The following is an 18,760-nucleotide window of genomic DNA, read 5'->3' on the forward strand; positions in this document are numbered from 1 at the left end:
TCAATTCCCGTCAAATAATTCACGGCCGATCAGCATTCGCCGGATTTCGCTCGTGCCCGCGCCGATTTCATAGAGCTTTGCGTCGCGGAGCAGACGCCCGGTCGGATAGTCGTTGATATAGCCATTGCCGCCGAGCAGTTGGATCGCGTCGAGCGCCGATTGCGTCGCGGCCTCCGCCGCAAACAACAGGGCTCCGGCCGCGTCCTTGCGCGCGGGCCGGCCCCCGTCGCACGCGCGGGCCACTGCATAGACATAGGCGCGGCAGGCGCTGAGGCGGGCATACATATCGGCGAGCTTGCCCTGAACCAGTTCGAACTCGCCGATCGCCCGGCCGAATTGTTTGCGCTCACGCGCATATGGTAGGCAAATGTCGAGACAGGCTTGCATAATCCCGATTGGCCCTCCGGCCAGCACCGCGCGTTCATAGTCAAGGCCGGACATCAGCACGCCGACGCCCTGATTGACCCCTCCCAGCGCATTCTCCTGCGGAACTTCGCAATCTTCGAAAACGAGTTCGGAGGTTGGGGATCCGCGCATGCCGAGCTTGTCGAGTTTTTGCGCGGCGTGAAACCCTTTGAACTCCTTCTCGATCAGAAAGGCCGTGATCCCGCGTCCGCCGGAGGCCGGATCGGTCTTGGCGTAGACCACTAGCGTCGAGGCGTAATGACCATTGGTGATCCACAATTTGGCGCCGTTGAGAATGAAGCGATCGCCCTTTTTGTCGGCGCGCAGGCGCATCGACAAGACGTCCGAGCCAGAATTGGCCTCGGACATGGCGAGCGCCCCGACATGTTCGCCGGAGATCAATTTTGGCAGGTAGCGGCGTTTTTGCGCTTCGCTTCCATGGCGACGGATCTGATTGACGCAGAGATTGGAATGCGCGCCATAGGACAGCCCGACTGAAGCTGAAGCCCGGCTGATCTCCTCCATGACGACGCAATGCGCGAGATAGCCAAGGCCAGCGCCGCCATGTTCCTCCTCGACGGTGATCCCGAGCAGCCCGAGCGCGCCCATATGCGGCCATAGGTCTTGCGGAAACGCATCGCTGCGGTCGATCTCCGCCGCGCGCGGGGCAATTTTCGCATCGGCGAAGGCGCGGACCGCATCGCGCAGCATATCGATCTCGGATCCAAGCGCGAAGTCGAGGGTTGGATTTTGCGCCATAGAGAATCCCATGCGAGAACGTTCACGAAGCTAACCTTTTCGCGCTGATTTGGCGATGGCGTCGCTGATCGCCGGAATTTCCCGCAAACCCTGTGGCTGGCGGCCGCAAAATCGCAAAAGCAAAATCGCACAAGATGGATCGTCAAATTTTGCCGAATATGTCAGCCGCAGCGATCGATCTGTGTCGGGCCTTGGTGCAATGCCCGTCCGTGACGCCGCAGGAGGGCGGCGCGCTCGGCGTGCTGGAAGCGGCGCTGCGCCGGGCCGGCTTTGCGACGCACCGGGTGGTTTTCTCGGAGCCCGGAACGCCCGACATCGATAATCTCTATGCCCGCGTCGGGACCGGCGCGCCCTATCTTCTTTTCGCCGGCCACACGGATGTCGTGCCGGTTGGGGACGCCGCCAACTGGCGTTTCGATCCGTTCAGCGCCGAGATCGCCGATGCGGCGATCTTTGGCCGCGGCGTCGTCGATATGAAAGGCGGCGTTGCGGCTTTCGCCGCCGCCGCCTGCGCCTTCATCGCGCGCCACGGGACGGAAAAAGGCTCGATCGGCTTTCTCATCACGGGCGATGAGGAAGGCCCGGCCGTCAACGGCACGGCGAAGCTGCTGCGCTGGGCGCATGAGCGCGGCGAGCGTTTCGATCACTGCATTCTTGGCGAGCCGACCAATCCCGAGGCGCTCGGCGATATGATCAAGATCGGCCGGCGAGGCTCCTTGAACGGAACATTGATCGCGCAGGGCCGTCAGGGCCATGTCGCCTACCCGCAGCGGGCGATAAATCCGATCCCGCAGTTAATGCGGCTTCTTGAGGTTTTTCGCGCGCCGCTCGATTCTGGAACCGCCCATTTCGACGCTTCGAACCTCGAGGTTGTGAGCGTCGATGTCGGCAACCCGGCATTCAACGTCATTCCGGCGCAAGCGCGCGCAAAATTCAACATCAGGTTCAATGATCTCTGGACGCCCGACGCGCTTGCGGCCGAGTTGCGCGCGCGGTTGGATGCGGCCGGGCAGGGCGTCGATTATAAGCTCAGCTTCGAGCCCTGCAACGCGCTGGCTTTCCTGACGCCGCCCAACCGCTTTACGGATCTCGTTGCGGGCGCAGTGCGGAAACGGCTTGGGCGCACGCCGGTCCTTTCGACAAGCGGCGGGACCTCGGATGCGCGATTCATTCGAGCCTATTGCCCGGTGGTCGAATTCGGCCTTGTCGGCGCAACCATGCATATGGTCGATGAACATGCCTCGATCAAAGACATCGAAGCTTTGACCGAGATTTACGCGACGCTGCTTGAGGATTATTTCGGCTGATCAGTCGAGGCGGTCATTCCGCGTTGATTTGCTTTGGCAGCATCCGGTTCAGCACGCCGTCCCGCCGCACGAAAATGTGCCAGCTGGTTGCAAGGATATGCAAGCCGACGAGCGCATAGACCGCCCATTGCAAGGCCAGATGGACGTTTTGAGCAACCTTCGCCAATGGCTTGTCTTCGGGAAGAAGCGGAAGCTTGAACAGGTTGAAGAAATTCACCGGATGGTCGCTGGCGGAGGACAGAATATAGCCGCTGATCGGCATGGCCAAAAGAATCAAATAGAGCAGAACGTGGCTGACCTTGGCCAGGATCGACTCCCAAGGCTCAAGGCTCCAGGGCAAGGGCGGCGGGGGATTCAAGGCGCGCCAGAAGATGCGGAAAGCCACCAATACGAAAATCGTCACGCCGAGCGATTTGTGGATCATGAATAGAGTGCGGACCCAAGGGTTGTCATCCGCCATCGACGTCATGACCCAGGCGATGGGCAGGATTGCGAAGACCAGAAGCGCAGTGAGCCAATGCAGCCACTGCGATACGTGGTGATACTCTTCGGTCGGGACGCTTACAGAAAATCTCGGCTGTTTCACCATGCGCGAAGGCCCCCTGATGTTCTTGGATTTGGGTCTGGAGGCGGATGCTTTTTGACTTGAGCCAAGCTTCCGACAGACGCAATTCATAGAATATCGTCCAAACGCGAGTTGGACAAATGAGGATCGAACGCGTTCTCCGGGATTCATTCATCGGCGACGGCGTCGATAGATCAGCTTGGGGCCCGATCATTCGACGCTTCGATTTGCCGCGGGACATCGAACGCGGCGGCGGATTCTCCGGCGCATTTGCGGCGCCACATCTCGCGATAGGCGGCCTCGAGCGCGCCGGTGAAAACCGCTCCGTCGCATAAGGGAAAAGCGGCCATCCGGGTGCGAAGCGAGGCGCGCAGATTTGTCAGGCGCTCGGGATCGGCGGCGAGGGCCGCAGCGATGGCTATATATTCGGCGCTCGAAGAAGCCGCCAACTCGCTGAGCCCAAGCACATCGAGGAACGAGAGCGTTTGGCGCGAAGCCGGCCGCTCTTGCGGCAAGGTCACGACCGGAACCCCCATCCAAAGCGCCTCGCAGGTGGTCAGCGCGCCGCAGAAGGGAAACGGATCCAGCGCGACATCGATCTCGCCATACTCGGCCAGCATTTCTTTGTGCGGCGAAAACCCGCGAAGCTCCACCCGCTCAAGGTCGATGCCTTCTGCCAGGAAAGCGTCGCTAAGCCTTCGCCGCGCGGTTTCATCGGCAAGCGACGCCCATTTGAGGAGCAGACGCGATTGCGGCGCGGCCCGGAGCACCGCTGACCACAGCGTGACGACCTCGGGACCGATCTTGGCGATATTGTTGAAGCTGCCGAATGTAAACGGCTCGCCCTTCAGCGATGGTGGCGGGACTGGGGTCGGCGCGTAGTCGGGCGCCGCGTAGCAGAGCCGTCCGTGCGGCAATCTCACCAACGCCTCGCTGCACCAGCGCTCCGCGCCGGCAGGGGCGGTGCTGGGGTCCATCAACAAATAGTCGATCGAGGCGAGGCCGGTGGTGGCGACATAGCCCAACCAGGAAACCTGCAGCGGCGCGACGCGCCCCGCGAACATGGCGAGCCGGTTTGCTCCCGTGTGTCCCGAGAGGTCAACCAGAATGTCGACGCCATCCCGGCTGATCAGGGTCGCCGCATCCGCGTCGGACAGCCTTGCAATGCTGCGCCAATGGTCGGCGGCGGCGCGCAACCGGGCGGTCGCGTCATCATTGGCGTCGCCATTGGAGTAGCAGAACGTCTCAAAGGCGGACTTGTTGTGCGACTCCAACACTTTGGTCAGGAAATAGCCGACCGGGTGGGTATGGAAGTCGCCCGAAACGTAACCGATCCGCAAGCGCCGATCGGGATCGGGGTCGCGCACGGGGAAAGATGCGGCTTGCCCCGCTTGGCGGCCGTGGAATTCGTCCCAGCGGCGATGTTCGCTGAACAATGCCTCCATCGACAGGTCCGAACGATAATTGAGATAGAGCAAAAGCTTGCTTCGCGCGTCGGCAAGGTCGGGTCTCAGAGAGAGGGCTCGCTCCAGATGCGCAATTGCTTCATCGAGGCGGCCCTGAATCTGAAGAACGATGGCGAGGTTCGTATGCGCCTCGGCGAAATCCGGCCTTAGTGCGAGCGCCTTCTCGTGGTGCGCCGCCGCCTCGCCGAGGGGGCCCTGATCCTTGCGGACGTTGCCGAGGTTCATATGCGCTTCGGCATAGTCCGGCCTGAGCGCGATCGCTTGCTCGAAAGACGCCGCCGCCGCGTCAAGCTGGCCTTGAAGGTGTCGGACGTTGCCCAAGCTTACATGAGCTTGCGCCAAATCCGATTGGACGGCGAGCACGCCTTCGAAGGCGGTCGCCGCATCGTTGAGCTTGCGTTGGGATTGCAGGATAAAGCCAAGGTTATAGCGCGCGGCCGAGAAATCCGGCTGGGCCGCCAAGGCTTGGCGATAAGATGACGCCGCATTGTCGAGGCGCCCCCGAGCCTGAAGCGCCAGTGCGAGGCTGTAGTGCGCCCCGGCGTGGTTTGGCTCCAAAATCAGCACCCGGCGGTAACAGGCCGCGGCCTCTTCCGCCTTGCCGTTTTCCATCAGCGCGTTGCCAAGGGCACCATGAGATGCGGCGGACATCGGCTCGAGCTCGAGCGCGCGCTGATGGCTGGCGACGGCTTCCTCCAGCCTTCCAAGACGCCCGAGGGCGAGGCCCAATTGGCTATGGATGCTCGCAATCCCTTCATTCAGCGCGGCGGCCTTGGCGAGCAAATTGACCGCGATCTCGTTCTCGCCGGACTGGCAGGCGAGCGCGCCGAGATGATAGAGGCTGTCGAGGTGGTTCGGCTCGACTTCCAGAATCTGCCTGTAAAGCTTTACGGCCTCGGGGATCCGCCCAGCGCGCTGGCGTTCAAAGGCGGTGCGAAACAATTGGGCCGCGCGCGGCGAAGGACCAGGATTTGCGTCAGGAGGCGTAGAATTTTGCGCGGCCGCGCCCTGTTTAGCCGCCGCGCGCCGTTCTTTCCGATTGGCCATGCTGGTCTTCCCCCATGCAAGCCTTGCTCGCCCAGGCCATGACGACGAGGCGCTCTGCGATATCCGGCAAATGCTGACGCGAGCCGGCTTCTTCGCAGCCGCTCTCTAGCGCAACTGCCGCATCAGCTCAACTGGGGCCGCCTCACAGCGCGACGAGGCGCCCATTAGCCCACCACGAAATGCTTCGACAGCTTCAGTCCTTGGCCTTGATAATTCGAAGCATCGCCTTCGCCGTAGAGCACCTGGGGCGGCTCGGCCATTTTCTCGTAGACGAGGCGGCCGATGATTTGCCCATCCTCCAGAATAAACGGCACTTCGTGGCTGCGCACCTCGAGCACGGCGCGGGCGCCTGGGCGATTGTCCGGCGCCGCGCCAAAGCCCGGATCGAAAAAGCCGGCGTAATGGACGCGAAACTCACCCATCGCCGGGTCGATCGGCACCATTTCGGCTGCGAGATCACGCGGGATGTGCAAGCGTTCCTGTGAGGCCAGAATATAAAATTCGCCCGGATCGAGAATCAGCCTGTTGTCTTTGCGAGCGAAAACCTTGTCCCAATAATCATCCATGCGATAAGCGCCGACGCGGTCGATATCCAGAATGTCGGCATGCTTTTGCGCCCGGTAGCCGATCACCTGCCCGAGCGCCTCTGCATTGAGGGCGACGCGCAGAACCAGCCCGTTGCGCAAATTCAACTCGCCATCGACGAGCGGGCTTTCCGCGTGATGCTCGCGCATTTCGTTGTCGTCGATGCCGAAATCCGTTTGCTCCAACTGCTGCGCGTTCAGCAGCCGGAAGCGGATCTGGTTGAGCTTGGCGCCTTTGCGCACTCTTACGCTGAAGCTGCGCGGCGAGACTTCGGCGTAGAGCGGTCCCTCATAGCCGCGGGAAACCCGGTCAAACACTTCGGAATGATCGGTGATCAGGCGGGTGAAAATATCGAGGCGGCCGGTCGAGCTCTTGGGGTTCGCCAAAGCTGAGATGCCGTCGGGCAGCCGCAGATGCTCGAGCAGCGGGATCACGTAGACGCAGCCGCGCTCGAGCACGGCGCCGGCTTCCTCAAGGCTGATTCCCGCGTCGTTCTCGATCAGTGTCCGCAGCTGATCTTTGACGCTGCGGTCCTTGCCGGGAAGAAAGCTCGCCCGGACGCGGTAGGCGCGCGGCCCAAGACGCAAATCGAGGCTAGCCGGCTGAAACTGGCTGCCTTCCAGCTCTTCCTGATGCAAAATCATGCCCCGGCGCACCATCAGCTCGATTTTCTGGCGCGACAGCAGGCCGGACTTCGGGCCGAAGTCGTCTTGGTCCAATTTGGGAGAACGCGATTGCATGGAAAAACGCATCGAGGTGAGAGGGCGCCTCGGACGGACCGGCGGCAATGAGCTTAAGTTGCTTGAGATATAAGAAATAGGGGGTTAATCAACCAAGGATCGGTACAAGGAGGCAAGATGAGCAATCCGAGGCAAAAGCGCGATCCTAAAACCTTGCGCGCGGCGACGCAGCTCGTCCACGGCGGCACCACCCGCTCGCAGTTTGGCGAGACCTCCGAGGCTCTCTACCTCACCCAGGGCTACGTCTACGACACGATGGAGGCCTGCGAAGCGCGTTTCAAGGGCGAGGACCCCGGCGGTTTCATCTATTCGCGTTACGGCAACCCGACCGTGGCCATGTTCGAGGAGCGGATGGCGCTGCTCGAGGGGGCTGAGGCGGCGCGCGGGACGGCGAGCGGCATGGCCGCGGTGACCGCCGCGCTGATGTCGCAGGTCAAGGCCGGCGATCATGTCGTCGCCGCGCGGGCGCTGTTTGGCGCATGCCGCTATGTTGCGGAAGAGTTGCTGCCGCGGTTCGGAGTCGCCTCAACTCTCGTCGATGGAGCCAATCTCGATGAATGGCGGGCGGCGATGCGGCCCGAGACCAAAATCCTGTTCCTCGAAAGTCCGACCAACCCCTGCCTCGATGTTTATGATATTGAGGCGATCGCCGCGATCGGTCACGAATACGGCGCGCTGCTCATCGTCGACAATGTGTTCGCGACGCCGATTTTGCAAAAGCCCCTGGCGCTGGGAGCTGATTGCGTCGTCTATTCGGCGACCAAGCATATCGATGGGGGCGGCCGCTGTCTTGGCGGCGTCATTCTCGGCAGCCGCGAGTTCGTCGAGAAGGATCTTCAGACATTTCTGCGCCAGACCGGACCGGCGCTGTCGCCCTTCAACGCATGGGTGCTGTTGAAATCGCTCGAAACCTTGCCTTTGCGAGTGAGGCAACAGATGGAGAGCGCGGCGCGGATCGCCGACTTTCTCAGTGATCAGCCGCAGGTCAGCCGGGTGATTTATCCTGGCCGCGCCGACCATCCCCAAGCCGAGATCGTCAAGCGCCAGATGTCCGGCGGCGGCACGTTGGTCAGTTTCGACATCACCGGGGGCAAGGCCGCCGCGTTTGCTTTCGCCAACCGGCTGGAGCTGATCAAAATCTCCAGCAATCTCGGCGACGCCAAAAGCCTGATCACCCATCCGGCGACGACGACGCATCAACGGCTGGCGCCGCAGGCCCGCGCCGCCTTGGGCGTCAACGAGGGGCTTCTGCGGCTTTCGGTTGGCCTCGAAGACGTCGAGGACCTTTTGGACGATCTTTCAACGGCGCTCGCTGTGCTCGACCGGCAAGGGCTGGCGGCGGAGTGACCTGGCTCCGTCTCGCGCCCGCGTTTTCCTGCGGACGAGGTTGTGTTAAACTTAGGGTAAGCCCGCGCCCGGCCCGTTATGTCAGATCGCGATCATGTACAGCGCCGTAACCCACGATATTCAAATTACCGTTCTGCCCGAATTCGTTCCCGAACGATCCGACGCCGAAGAAGCGACGTTTTTCTGGGCCTATACGGTGGAGATCGCCAACCAGGGCGATCTGACCGTGCAGCTCACCGCGCGGCATTGGAAAATCACCGACGGCAATGGCAAGCTCAAAGAAGTGCAGGGCGCTGGCGTCGTCGGCGAACAGCCGATTTTGAAGCCGGGCGAGACGTTCCGTTATACGTCAGGCTCGGATTTGACGACGCCGTCCGGAATTATGAGCGGAGCTTATCGCATGGTGAATGAGCGGGGCGAGGTCTTTGAGGTGGAGATTCCGGCGTTTTCGCTGGATTCGCCATTCTCGCATCGCTTTGTCAATTGAGCGGCTGGCGGCGGGGCAGCCTCGCCGGCGCCAGATTCGTTAAGTGGGGAGCGGTCTTCTGATGTCCTCGATCGGCAATGGCTTCGACGCGAGGCTCGACGCAACGCTCGATATGCTTGAGCGCCTCGTCGCTTTCGACACGGAAAGCTCGAAATCCAATCTCGCCCTGGTCGGGGCGGTCGAGAGCTATTTTGAGGATTGCGGCGTCGATTACGTCAAAATCCCCAATGAAGCCGGCGACAAGGCGGCGCTTTTCGCCAGCATTGGCCCGAAAATCGATGGCGGCGTGGTTCTCTCGGGCCACACCGATGTCGTCCCCGTCGAAGGGCAGTCCTGGACCAGCAATCCTTTTCGATTGCGCCGGGAGAGCGGACGCCTGTTTGGGCGCGGCGCTTGCGACATGAAGGGCTTCGACGCCATCTGCCTCGCGATGATTCCGGAATTTCAGAAAGCGCGCCTGTCCCGCCCGATCCACATTCTTTTGAGCTACGACGAGGAAACAACTTGCCGCGGGCCGCTTGACGCCATCGCGCGCTTTGGCGTCAATTTGCCGCGCCCTGGAGCGGTGCTTGTCGGCGAGCCGACCCTGATGCAGGTTGCGGACGCGCATAAGGCGATCGTCACCTATCGCACCGTCGTGCATGGCCATGAGGCGCATTCGTCAAAAGCCTCGCTGGGGGCCAGCGCGATTGAGAGCGCCTGCGACCTCGTCACCGAATTATATCGTTTCGGCGACCAACTCGCGGCGCAGGGCGACCCATCGGGCCGGTTTGATCCGCCGGCTTCGACGATCCACGTTGGCGTCATCCGCGGCGGCACGGCGCGTAATATTCTGGCCAAGCAATGCGCTTTTCATTGGGAGTTCCGAAGCCTGCCGGGCGTCGCGCAAAATCTGGCGCTGACGCATCTTGAGGATTATATCGCGCGCGTCGCCGGCCCGAAGCTTACCCGCTACGCCAAGGACGCATTCATCGAGACATTTTCCGAAATCGAAGTGCCGGGCCTTCGGCCCGAGCCTGGCTCTTCCGCCGAGACATTGGCGCTGAAACTCGCCCATTCCAATCGCACGATCAGCGTGCCTTTTGCGACCGAAGCCGGCCAGTTCCAAGCCGCCGACGTTCCGACGATTGTCTGCGGTCCCGGCTCGATCGATCAGGCGCATCAGCCCGACGAATTCATCGAAATCTCTCAGATCGAGGCGGGCATCGCCTTTATGCGCAGATTGGCGGAGGAATTGTCGAACGGCGCGTGAAACCGTCTAGCGCCCTTTGGCCATAGAAGCGCGGGCTGCGCAGCTTCGCCGCCCCGTAATCGAAACAATAGCTCGATCGATCGCCCAGAAAAGCTTGCAGGATTCTTACGGCTCCAACACGGAATCCCAATAGAGATAGTCCATCCAGCTTTCGTGCAAATAGTTGGGCGGAAACATCCGACCATTCTGGTGCAGATCGTTGACTGTTGGCTGGTAAGGCTTGTGTGCAGGCCACATGCGCGCTTCGCCCGGAAGCCGGTCGCTCTTGCGTAGATTGCAGGTGGAGCAGGCCGCGACGACATTTTCCCAAGTCGTCATCCCGCCCTTGGAGCGGGGAGTCACATGATCGAAGGTCAAATCATGGCGAGAGCTGCAGTATTGGCAGCTGAAACGATCCCGAAGGAAGACATTGAACCGTGTAAATGCGGGATGTCGGGAGGGTTTTATGTAAGTTTTTAGCGAAACTACTGAGGGAAGCTGCATTTCGAAACTTGGGCTTCGAACTGCTTTGTCATAATTGGAGACGATATTTACGCGGTCCAGAAATACTGCTTTGATTGCGTCCTGCCATGACCAAAGCGAAAGCGGATAGTAGCTCAATGGCCTGAAGTCGGCGTTGAGCACAAGTGCCGGACAAGCTTCCGGCGAAGTGGTTTGGAAATGGACCGTCAACTCCGGCGCCTCTCCTCAACAGCATCTCCGCATCAGCGGTTCTATGCTAACACGACAAATCCGATTCGGCTCTCTAGCAAGGCAACTATCCGGGAAATATCCACGCTTGATGACGGCGATATGAATGCAAAGCAACAGCGAGTCTAGGGGCGATCCTTCAATTCATTGTGCGATCATCTGGTCGGAATCGGCGTTCCGCTGCGATAATCGTAAAATCCGCGCTGCGTCTTGCGCCCCAGCCAGCCCGCTTCAACATATTTTACGAGCAGGGGACAGGGGCGATATTTCGAATCGGCTAAGCCCTCGTGCAGGACCTGCATGACCGATAATACAATGTCGAGGCCAATAAAATCGGCGAGTTGCAGCGGTCCCATCGGATGGTTGGCGCCAAGCCGCATTGCCGTATCGATGGCCTCGACTGAACCCACCCCCTCGTACAGCGTATATATCGCCTCGTTGATCATTGGCAGCAGGATGCGATTGACGATGAAGGCGGGAAAATCCTCCGAGACCGTGAAAGTCTTGCCCAAACGCAGAATTAGCTCTTTGGCGGCCTCGAACGTCGCATTCTCAGTCACGATGCCGCGGATAACCTCGACGAGCTGCATGCGCGGCACCGGATTCATGAAATGAATTCCGATAAACCGCTCGGGCCGGTCGGTCACCGAGGCGAGTCGCGTGATTGAAATCGAGGACGTGTTGGTCGCGAGCATCGTCTCGGGCCCGAGCGAAGGGCAAAGCTTGCTGAAGATTTTGCGCTTGACGTCCTCGTTTTCGGAGGCTGCTTCGATAATCAAGTCGCAATCGGCCAAGGCTTCATAGCTGGACGCCGATTTGATCCGGGTAAGGGCCGCCTCGCGCGCCGATGGCTCGATTTGCTGGCGCTCGACCTGGCGCGCGAGGTTCGACGCGACAATGGCAAGACCTGCAGCGATGCGGTCGTCCGAAAGATCGTTGAGCGCGATGTCTATGCCGGCGAGTGCGCAGACCTGGGCGATCCCCGTACCCATTTGTCCGGCCCCGATCACCCCGATTTTGTTAATGCTCATTTCATCTGTCCATAACCGAAATCATGCACGATCTCCGCCCGAGTCCGAAAGACGCGAAAGCGGACGCGGCATTAGATATTTACCGGCTCGGCTCCCCGCGCGCCACCTTGAGCTGATGCGGGCGCGCCGACAGGCGCCGATCTGACTTTTAAAGCATGAGCAGTTCAAATTGAACCAATCACGCCTTTTTATCTGGTCTTGGTCGCGAAGTCTCATCCGTGGACTTTGCGACCCCTTTCGCAAATTACGCTTTAGACCGAATTAGACTTCTAGACCAAGGCTCAAATGATATCCACTCGGGCGGCGGGGCCTTCGCCCTTGTTTGGCTACGCCCGTATGCCGATTCATTGCGCCGGAGAACCGGATCTCGATCTAACGTCCGAGCTTGGCGAGCGCCTCATTCAGCGCCGGCAAAACCGCAAAGAGATCGCCGACGAGACCATAATCGGCTATTTCGAAAATTGGCGCTTCCTCATCCTTATTGATTGCGACGATGACTTTCGAGTCCTTCATGCCTGCGAGATGCTGGATCGCGCCGGAAATGCCGACCGCGATATAGAGATCGGGCGCGACGATCTTGCCGGTCTGGCCGACCTGCCAATCATTTGGCGCGTAGCCGGCGTCGACCGCTGCGCGCGAAGCCCCCATCGCCGCGCCGAGCTTATCGGCCACCGGTTGGATCAACAGGCTAAAATTGTCCGCGCTCTGCATGCCGCGTCCGCCGGAAATAATGATTTTGGCGGAGGACAGCTCGGGCCGGTCGGATTTGACGACGGACTCATCTTTGAAACGGGAAACCTCTGGGACGGCGACGGCTGCGATCGTCTCTATGGGCGCCGATGCACCGCCCTCTCCCGTCGCCCCGAAAGCGGCTGTCCGCACGGTGATGATTTTCTTGGCGTCGCTCGACTGGACGGTCTGGATTGCATTGCCAGCGTAGATCGGCCGCTCGAACACATCGGGGGCCACGACCTTGGTGATTTCGGAAATCTGCATCACGTCGAGCAGAGCGGCTACCCGCGGCATCGCATTCTTGGCCGTTGAAGTTGAAGCCGAGAGGATCGCCGAATAACCGCCCGCCAGCGCCGCGATAAGCGCGGCCAGGGGCTCGGCCAATTGATGCGCGTAGATCGCATCGTCGGCGGCCAGCACCTTTTCAACGCCGTCGAGCCTTGCGGCGGCCGCCGCAGCGTCGCCGATATTTTGGCCAGCAACAAGAATATGCGTCGGTTCGCCGAGAAACTTGGCCGCCGTTAGCGTCTTGGCGGTCGCCTCACTGAGTTTGCCGTTCTGAATGTCGGCGAGAATCAGGACGCTCACCGTAGCACTCCCGCTTCGTCTTTGAGTTTTGCGACGAGTTCAGCGGCCGAGCCGACCTTGACGCCGGCCTTGCGGACTGGCGGTTCGACGGTCCTCAAGATTTTCAAACGGGGCGCGATATCGACGCCAAAATCGCCTGGCGTTTTTTCCTCGATCGTCTTCTTTTTGGCTTTCATGATATTCGGAAGCGAGGCATAGCGCGGTTCATTCAGCCGCAGGTCAGTGGTGACGATTGCCGGCAGCCTGAGCGCGACCGTTTGGGCGCCGGCGTCAACTTCGCGCGTCACCTCGACGCCGCCGTCGCCGAGGACGACCTTTGAGGCGCAGGTTCCCTGGCCCCAGCCGAGCAGAGCGGCGAGCATCTGGCCGGTCTGATTGCAATCATCGTCGATCGCCTGCTTGCCGAGGATGACGAGCCCTGGCTGTTCGGCGTCGGCGACGCCTTTCAGCAGCTTGGCGACAGCAAGGGGTTCGACCGGCTGCTCGGCCTTAATGAGAATGCCGCGGTCGGCGCCCATGGCCAGGGCCGATCTGATGGTTTCGACAGCCTGCGCCGGGCCGATCGAGACGACGATGACTTCGCTCGCTTTGCCGGCCTCACGGAGGCGAAGAGCTTCCTCAACGGCGATTTCATCAAAAGGGTTCATCGCCATTTTAACATTGGCGAGATCGATGCCGGAGCCATCGGGTTTTACGCGAATCTTGACATTATAGTCGACCACCCGTTTCACGGGGACGAGAATTTTCATGCAGAAACTCTTGCTGCTCGACGGGCCGGCGCGCAAGAATTAGCTAATCGCGCTGGGGAGCCAAGTCAACAAAACGCCTCGCTCGGCGTTCGCGCGGGGCTTGATGCGGTCAGATAGCGCTGTTGAGGGTCGCCCTGAAAATTATAGGCGCCGGTGTGGGTGAGCCTGCCCGCCGTATCGAGCCAGATTTTGCCGCCAATGTCCCGCCATCTCTGGCAGAAGCCGAAATCCTCGCTGACATAGGCGTTGGTTTGCCTGTCGATCATGCAATCGAACAAAGCGTAATTGTCGGCTCCTTGCGCGGCGTTGGAATAGGCGTGCACATTATTGTACCGGGTTTCCGGATAGGCCGCGGTCATGCGCTCGATGACCCGGCGTTTCAGCAACATGAAGCCGCCGCCGCAATAAACCCCGGTAGCGAACCGCCCGTCGCGCTCCAACTGCTCGCCCGCACAAAGGGTGCCGACATAGAGCAACGGCGCGCTTTGAAAGCTCTCGTCCGTCATGGCGGCGCGCTTGATCGCCGCGCTGCTCCAGTCGATCACTTTTAGAGGATAGACGCCGGCGACGAAATCCTGGTTGAAGGCGAGCATGTGAAAAACCTGCTCCGCCTCGAAACTGATGTCGGCGTCGATGAACAGAAGATGGGTCGCCGCCGGCGTGTGCAAAAACTGCGTCACCAGCGTATTGCGGCTGCGCGTGATGAGGGAGTCATGCCCGAGAAGGGCGAGCGCCGCGTCAAATCCGGCTGGTCCGGCAAACTGCATCAGGCCGAGGATCGATTGCATGTAATGCTGGGAAACGAGACCGCCAAAACAGGGAGTGGCGATGAAAACCATCGGTCGCGATGTAGTTGGCGTCATGATCGTCCTTGGCTGCCCACCCTGCTGAGGAGACAGGGCGCGTTGTTCGGGTCTGCTTGGAAACCCGATGCTCATTCTGACGTCAATTTAGCGGACCAAACCTACGCGAAGCTGCGCCCTGCTCAGGCGAACGCTGCTTCCGCAAGCCCGCGTTAAGCCTAATGAAAGGTGAAACCCCACGGCGGCGCGAATGGCGCTATATCTCAAAAGTTGAAGCGAACGGATCTGGATAAAGGCGCGATGTTGCAAACGTCAATTTTCAAGGCTGATGGGGCGGTGTCGTTCGGCGAGAAGCTGGCCGCGTCCGAGCAGTTCCTGGCTTTGTTCAAGGAAGGCATGGACCTTGTGGGGGCCGCAGCCGCCTATCTTGATGGCGCTGGCCGTCAGGAGGCGAGCGTTCTGGCGCGTCCGGCGGCGCTTGGCTATGCCGTCGAAAGCATGCGTTTGACGACGCGGCTGATGCAAATTGCGTCCTGGCTTTTGCTTCAGCGCGCCGTCAACGAAGGCGAATTGACCCGCGCGGAAGCCTCGAGCGAAAAACGACGGATTCATCTGTCGCGGCAGGACGCCGTCTCCGCCGACGATTTGCTTTCGGAATTGCCGCCGCGTCTCTGTGAACTCGTTGAGATGTCGCTTCGCGTTCAGGCGCGCATTCGCCATTTCGACGCGCTGATCTACCGTCCGGCAGCGCGGGAAAACGCGGCTTCGAAGCCGAGCCCTGTGGAAAATCAGATCGCGTTGTTGCGGGCTGCTTTCGGCGAGGCGAATTCGGTTTCGACGTGACATCCGGCATGCCGACAATGGCGGTGACAGCGACGCCATTCGCCGACAGGTCGAGGCGTTAGGCGCTATGCCGAACATCCTACCGCCAATCGGCGCTGGAAAAACTGCTTCTCGGCCCTCCTCTACCGCGACAGGAACGCCATCGAGCCTCCGACCGCTACGACCGCCTCGCCACAAATTTCCTCAGAGCCGTCTGCGTCGCCGCACCATCAGCTATTGGTTATGAGTCTTCGTCCGGCTACTTCAAATAGCCGGCATAGTAAATGCCGATGACGTTACCCGATGCGTCCTTGATCGGTTCGCAGCCCGTGACGTAAGGCTTGCCCAGGATGGGCGCCTCTCCGTAGTAGGCTTCGCCCTTCTTGATCATCGCGATCGCCGGGCCATTCGGGTCCAGGATCGTTCCGACCGCGCGCGAACCGTCGTCCTTCTTCACGTTCGTCGCGACGCGCACGTATTCGTCGCCGGCTTTCACAAAGAGCGTGGCCGTTCCGCCGTTTTCCTTAACGACCGCATCGACCACATCGAAGGAGTTGTTCATCCTGGTCGCGCCGAAATACAGGGCAGGGACATCCTTGCCCGCAACAGGATCTTTCCCTTCAATCTTGGGCGCCCCCAATTTTGCGGTCTTGGCTTTCAAAGCGCCAATCGAGGCCTTAACGTTGTCCGCCTGAGCGTTGCCGACGCTGGGCGTCAGCGTCGCAGTTGTGATGAAGCATCCGGCGGTCAGGATGCCGACGATGAAGTGCTTCCGATTGATTAAGTTCTCCCGTTTCATGTGACTAATCTCCCCAAAAGAGAGCGTCGGGCCTCGCGTCGGACCGTTTTGGCGTTTCCGACGGGGCAGTATATCCCCGCGGAGGCGGTGAGCGTAGCGGATTCTCGCCAAGCCTCTACCCCGCGACAGGAACGCCATCAAGCGCATGTTCCGCGGCCTCAAAGACTTGCGACGCGTCGCTGCCCTTACGACCGCCTCGCCACCAATCTTCCGCAGCCGTCTGCATCGCCGCAACCTTCTGCTAGCGGCTTATCAGTCTTGGCTTTAATCCCAATGTTGCAGTATTCGACCGGCATTGATTGACGGTCGGTCGCGACGGGCATAGGCTTGGTTTTAGACGGGGCGTATTCGTCACATTCAGGCATCGCCATCACTGGCCGATCGCCCCAAGCCAATCCACTAGCAGGGTGGCGCGCAGGGGAGGATTGCAATGGCGGCTTTTCGACCCAATGGTGCGTTCGACCGGCGCGACGTGATCTGCGGCGGCGGCGCGGCCGCATTTGCGACGCTCGTCGCCTCATTGCTAGCCGGGGGTCGACCGGCTCGGGCGGTCGGCCTCGAATCTCCCGCGCCCACAGTCGACAAAGTCTCGGTCACGGTAGTGACCGACAGTTACATGCTCGCAGTCGCTCCCAATTTGACGATCGGCGACGTCGAGATCCAGCGCTCCGGCTTTATGCTCTCGGATCTGCCGCCGGCGCGGGCGCTTGTGAGCGAATTTGGATTGTCGCTCCACGTCGAATCTCTCCGCGGACCCGAGGCGCGGCGCGTCCTCATCGATTTCGGCTATACGCCGGAAGCGCTCAACAACAATCTGGAGCTGTTGCGGCTCGATCCGGCCGCCCTTGACGCGCTGATTCTGAGCCACGGCCATTACGATCACTTCGGAGGGCTCGTCGGGTTCCTCAAGGCGCACGGGGCCAAGCTCAGGGCGAATCTGCCGCTCTATCTTGGCGGCGAGGAATGCTTCTGCTCGCGAGAATGGAAAGCGCCGCCGACCAAGGGCAATTTTGGAGCGCTCGATAGAAGGGCGTTGGAGCAGGCCAAACTCGCCGTCACCTATGCAGAAGGCGCCAGCCTTGTCGCGGGTCACGGCTTCACCACCGGTCAAGTCGAGCTTGGCAGCTTCGAGAAGGTGCTGGCCCCGACCGCAATGACAATCGGGGTCACGGACGGCGTCGGTTGCTATGCCGACAAACTCCCGCAGGACGAGCGGACCCTGACCGTGATTTCCGATCAGTTCCGCCACGAGATCGCGACTGCGTATAATCTAAGGGGGCGCGGGCTGATCATCCTCACCTCATGCAGCCATCGCGGCGTAGTGAATGTCGTGAAACAGGCCCAGACGGTCTCAGGCGAAAACAAGGTCCATGCGATCATCGGCGGCTTCCACCTGGCGCCGCAAAAAGAGGACTATGTGCGCGAGACGGTCGCTGCCCTGAAGGCGATCGACCCGGATTACATCATCCCGATGCATTGCACAGGCGACGCATTCTTCGACATCGCCAAAGTCGAGATGCCGGGCAAGGTGCTGCGCTCCTACACCGGAACGCGCTTCGTCTTCAGCGCCTGAGCGCGACGCAAAGGTTGATCCTCGAGCGTCGAGCAGCGAGCCGAAGTAAGCAAGAAAATGCCGGCGCATATCGCATCTCAAGCGCGAGCCGGTCGTCGTCAGGTCCGCGGCGGGTCAGAGCATAGGCGCAACGCCGCGGCTCGATCCAAGGAGGAACCGATGAAACCCATGAATCCAAGCAGAATCGCGGCTCCCGCCGCAGCGATAACTCTCGTTAAGACAGCGCTTGTCTCGGGGGCGCTCATAGCCTTCGCCCCGGGCGTCGCCGCAGCGGCCCCGATGGAAAAGAAGGGGACTACCCCCTACGTGACGCACTTCATTTTTCGACCGGTGATGAGCATCGACGTCCCCGACCTCGGGACGGCCACACAGCTGGAGGCGGTTGGAACCACCGAAAACTTGAAGGGAGAGAAGATGCTCGACAAAATGTCGGCGCATTGCACTGCGCTGAACGTTGCTTCTGGGGACAAGAAATACATCGACGGCGCATGCGTGCTGGCCGATAGCGACGGCGACAAGATTTTCTCGACCTTTGATACGCGCGATGTCGATAAGTCCGACCCAAAAATGGATTGCGGCACCCATATCATCACGGGGGGCACCGGCAAGTACAAGGGAATCACCGGCCGGGAGCCGTTTGCCTGTATTGTAATGCCTGCCTTGGCCGGAGCGGGCGGCTACACCGCGATGGACATTCCGCATAACACGACGTGGGAGATCAAATAATAAGAACGTTGGCGTCGGCGCAAACCCGAGCGGCGACGCCAGCCATGCATCGAAGCAAGCCCGACGCAGAGCCGGGCTTTTTCGCATTCAGTGGTTCCGCCGCCAATGGAAGATTTTTGGGCCGGCCTCTCGATCATGCCGCCCGATCAATCTCTGCGGATTGATCGCATGCGACGAACAACGTCGGCCATTCGGCGCGGGCGTCAATCAGCCGCGCCAAATGCATCGTCGGGAATGAGACACGCGGCGGCGCCCGGCGGCCATCGCTGCGAACGCGCCTGACCCGC

The 18,760-nt window shown here is 60.7% G+C and carries 17 protein-coding genes and 1 pseudogene; 8 read left to right on the forward strand and 10 right to left on the reverse strand.

Annotation, left to right across the window (positions count from 1 at the left end):
* Entirely contained in the window at positions 1-1,176 is a 1,176-nt protein-coding gene (locus tag WDN46_09580; GenBank protein MEJ0093671.1) for an isovaleryl-CoA dehydrogenase, read from the reverse strand.
* Positions 1,177-1,298: 122 nt separating this feature from the next.
* Here WDN46_09580 and dapE point away from each other — a divergent pair, with 122 nt between their 5' ends.
* Positions 1,299-2,471 carry a succinyl-diaminopimelate desuccinylase gene (gene dapE, locus WDN46_09585; protein ID MEJ0093672.1) on the forward strand — a complete coding sequence of 391 codons (1,173 nt, stop codon included), beginning with the start codon at positions 1,299-1,301 and terminating at the stop codon, positions 2,469-2,471.
* Positions 2,472-2,484: 13 nt separating this feature from the next.
* Here the strand turns inward: dapE and WDN46_09590 are convergent, their stop codons facing one another.
* The 3 genes from WDN46_09590 to WDN46_09600 all read right to left on the reverse strand — a co-directional run bounded on the left by WDN46_09590 (position 2,485) and on the right by WDN46_09600 (position 6,874).
* On the reverse strand, positions 2,485-3,060 hold the full coding sequence (locus WDN46_09590; protein MEJ0093673.1) for a cytochrome b: 576 nt from the start codon (positions 3,058-3,060) through the stop codon (positions 2,485-2,487).
* A 170-nt stretch (positions 3,061-3,230) separates the two neighbouring features.
* Positions 3,231-5,549, reverse strand: coding sequence for a tetratricopeptide repeat protein (locus WDN46_09595; GenBank protein MEJ0093674.1), 2,319 nt, complete (start codon positions 5,547-5,549; stop codon positions 3,231-3,233).
* A gap of 164 nt (positions 5,550-5,713) precedes the next feature.
* A complete protein-coding gene (locus WDN46_09600) occupies positions 5,714-6,874 on the reverse strand; it encodes a 2'-deoxycytidine 5'-triphosphate deaminase (protein ID MEJ0093675.1) in 1,161 nt (386 codons plus the stop codon).
* 117 nt (positions 6,875-6,991) lie between these two features.
* Between WDN46_09600 and WDN46_09605 the strand changes: the two genes are divergently transcribed.
* The 3 genes from WDN46_09605 (at position 6,992) to argE (ending at position 9,960) form a co-directional block, all read left to right on the forward strand.
* Positions 6,992-8,221, forward strand: coding sequence for an O-succinylhomoserine sulfhydrylase (locus WDN46_09605; GenBank protein ID MEJ0093676.1), 1,230 nt, complete (start codon positions 6,992-6,994; stop codon positions 8,219-8,221).
* A gap of 94 nt (positions 8,222-8,315) precedes the next feature.
* Positions 8,316-8,708 (forward strand): Co2+/Mg2+ efflux protein ApaG, encoded by a 393-nt coding sequence (gene apaG / locus WDN46_09610; protein ID MEJ0093677.1) that lies wholly within the window; start codon positions 8,316-8,318, stop codon positions 8,706-8,708.
* Positions 8,709-8,769: 61 nt separating this feature from the next.
* Positions 8,770-9,960 (forward strand): acetylornithine deacetylase, encoded by a 1,191-nt coding sequence (argE, locus tag WDN46_09615; GenBank protein MEJ0093678.1) that lies wholly within the window; start codon positions 8,770-8,772, stop codon positions 9,958-9,960.
* 105 nt (positions 9,961-10,065) lie between these two features.
* Here argE and WDN46_09620 read toward each other — a convergent pair whose 3' ends face one another.
* The 5 genes from WDN46_09620 to WDN46_09640 form a co-directional block, all read right to left on the reverse strand.
* Complete coding sequence (locus tag WDN46_09620) at positions 10,066-10,632, reverse strand: HNH endonuclease (protein ID MEJ0093679.1); 567 nt, start codon at positions 10,630-10,632, stop codon at positions 10,066-10,068.
* A 173-nt stretch (positions 10,633-10,805) separates the two neighbouring features.
* On the reverse strand, positions 10,806-11,681 hold the full coding sequence (locus tag WDN46_09625; GenBank protein ID MEJ0093680.1) for a 3-hydroxybutyryl-CoA dehydrogenase: 876 nt from the start codon (positions 11,679-11,681) through the stop codon (positions 10,806-10,808).
* A 372-nt stretch (positions 11,682-12,053) separates the two neighbouring features.
* A complete protein-coding gene (locus tag WDN46_09630) occupies positions 12,054-13,001 on the reverse strand; it encodes an electron transfer flavoprotein subunit alpha/FixB family protein (GenBank protein MEJ0093681.1) in 948 nt (315 codons plus the stop codon).
* A complete protein-coding gene (locus WDN46_09635) occupies positions 12,998-13,750 on the reverse strand; it encodes an electron transfer flavoprotein subunit beta/FixA family protein (protein MEJ0093682.1) in 753 nt (250 codons plus the stop codon). The genes WDN46_09630 and WDN46_09635 overlap by 4 nt, the downstream gene beginning before the upstream one ends.
* A 65-nt stretch (positions 13,751-13,815) precedes the next feature.
* The gene (locus WDN46_09640) at positions 13,816-14,613 is read right to left on the reverse strand and encodes a hypothetical protein (protein MEJ0093683.1); all 798 of its coding nucleotides are present in this window, start codon (positions 14,611-14,613) and stop codon (positions 13,816-13,818) included.
* A gap of 240 nt (positions 14,614-14,853) precedes the next feature.
* On the opposite strand from WDN46_09640, the gene WDN46_09645 reads away from it, so the two are divergent.
* Both WDN46_09645 and WDN46_09650 read left to right on the forward strand, forming a co-directional pair.
* Positions 14,854-15,396, forward strand: coding sequence for a DUF1465 family protein (locus WDN46_09645; GenBank protein ID MEJ0093684.1), 543 nt, complete (start codon positions 14,854-14,856; stop codon positions 15,394-15,396).
* 10 nt (positions 15,397-15,406) lie between these two features.
* A pseudogene (locus WDN46_09650) lies at positions 15,407-15,622 on the forward strand (IS5/IS1182 family transposase).
* Positions 15,623-15,634: 12 nt separating this feature from the next.
* Here WDN46_09650 and WDN46_09655 read toward each other — a convergent pair.
* Positions 15,635-16,174: a Cache 3/Cache 2 fusion domain-containing protein gene (locus tag WDN46_09655; protein MEJ0093685.1), complete on the reverse strand. Its 540-nt coding sequence runs from the start codon at positions 16,172-16,174 to the stop codon at positions 15,635-15,637.
* Positions 16,175-16,604: 430 nt separating this feature from the next.
* Here WDN46_09655 and WDN46_09660 point away from each other — a divergent pair, with 430 nt between their 5' ends.
* Both WDN46_09660 and WDN46_09665 read left to right on the forward strand, forming a co-directional pair.
* Positions 16,605-17,747: an MBL fold metallo-hydrolase gene (locus tag WDN46_09660; protein ID MEJ0093686.1), complete on the forward strand. Its 1,143-nt coding sequence runs from the start codon at positions 16,605-16,607 to the stop codon at positions 17,745-17,747.
* Between the two features lie 159 nt (positions 17,748-17,906).
* Positions 17,907-18,473: a hypothetical protein gene (locus WDN46_09665; protein ID MEJ0093687.1), complete on the forward strand. Its 567-nt coding sequence runs from the start codon at positions 17,907-17,909 to the stop codon at positions 18,471-18,473.
* Positions 18,474-18,760 lie beyond the last annotated feature (287 nt).

The organism is Methylocella sp. (genome assembly GCA_037200525.1).
GTDB lineage: Bacteria > Pseudomonadota > Alphaproteobacteria > Rhizobiales > Beijerinckiaceae > Methylocapsa.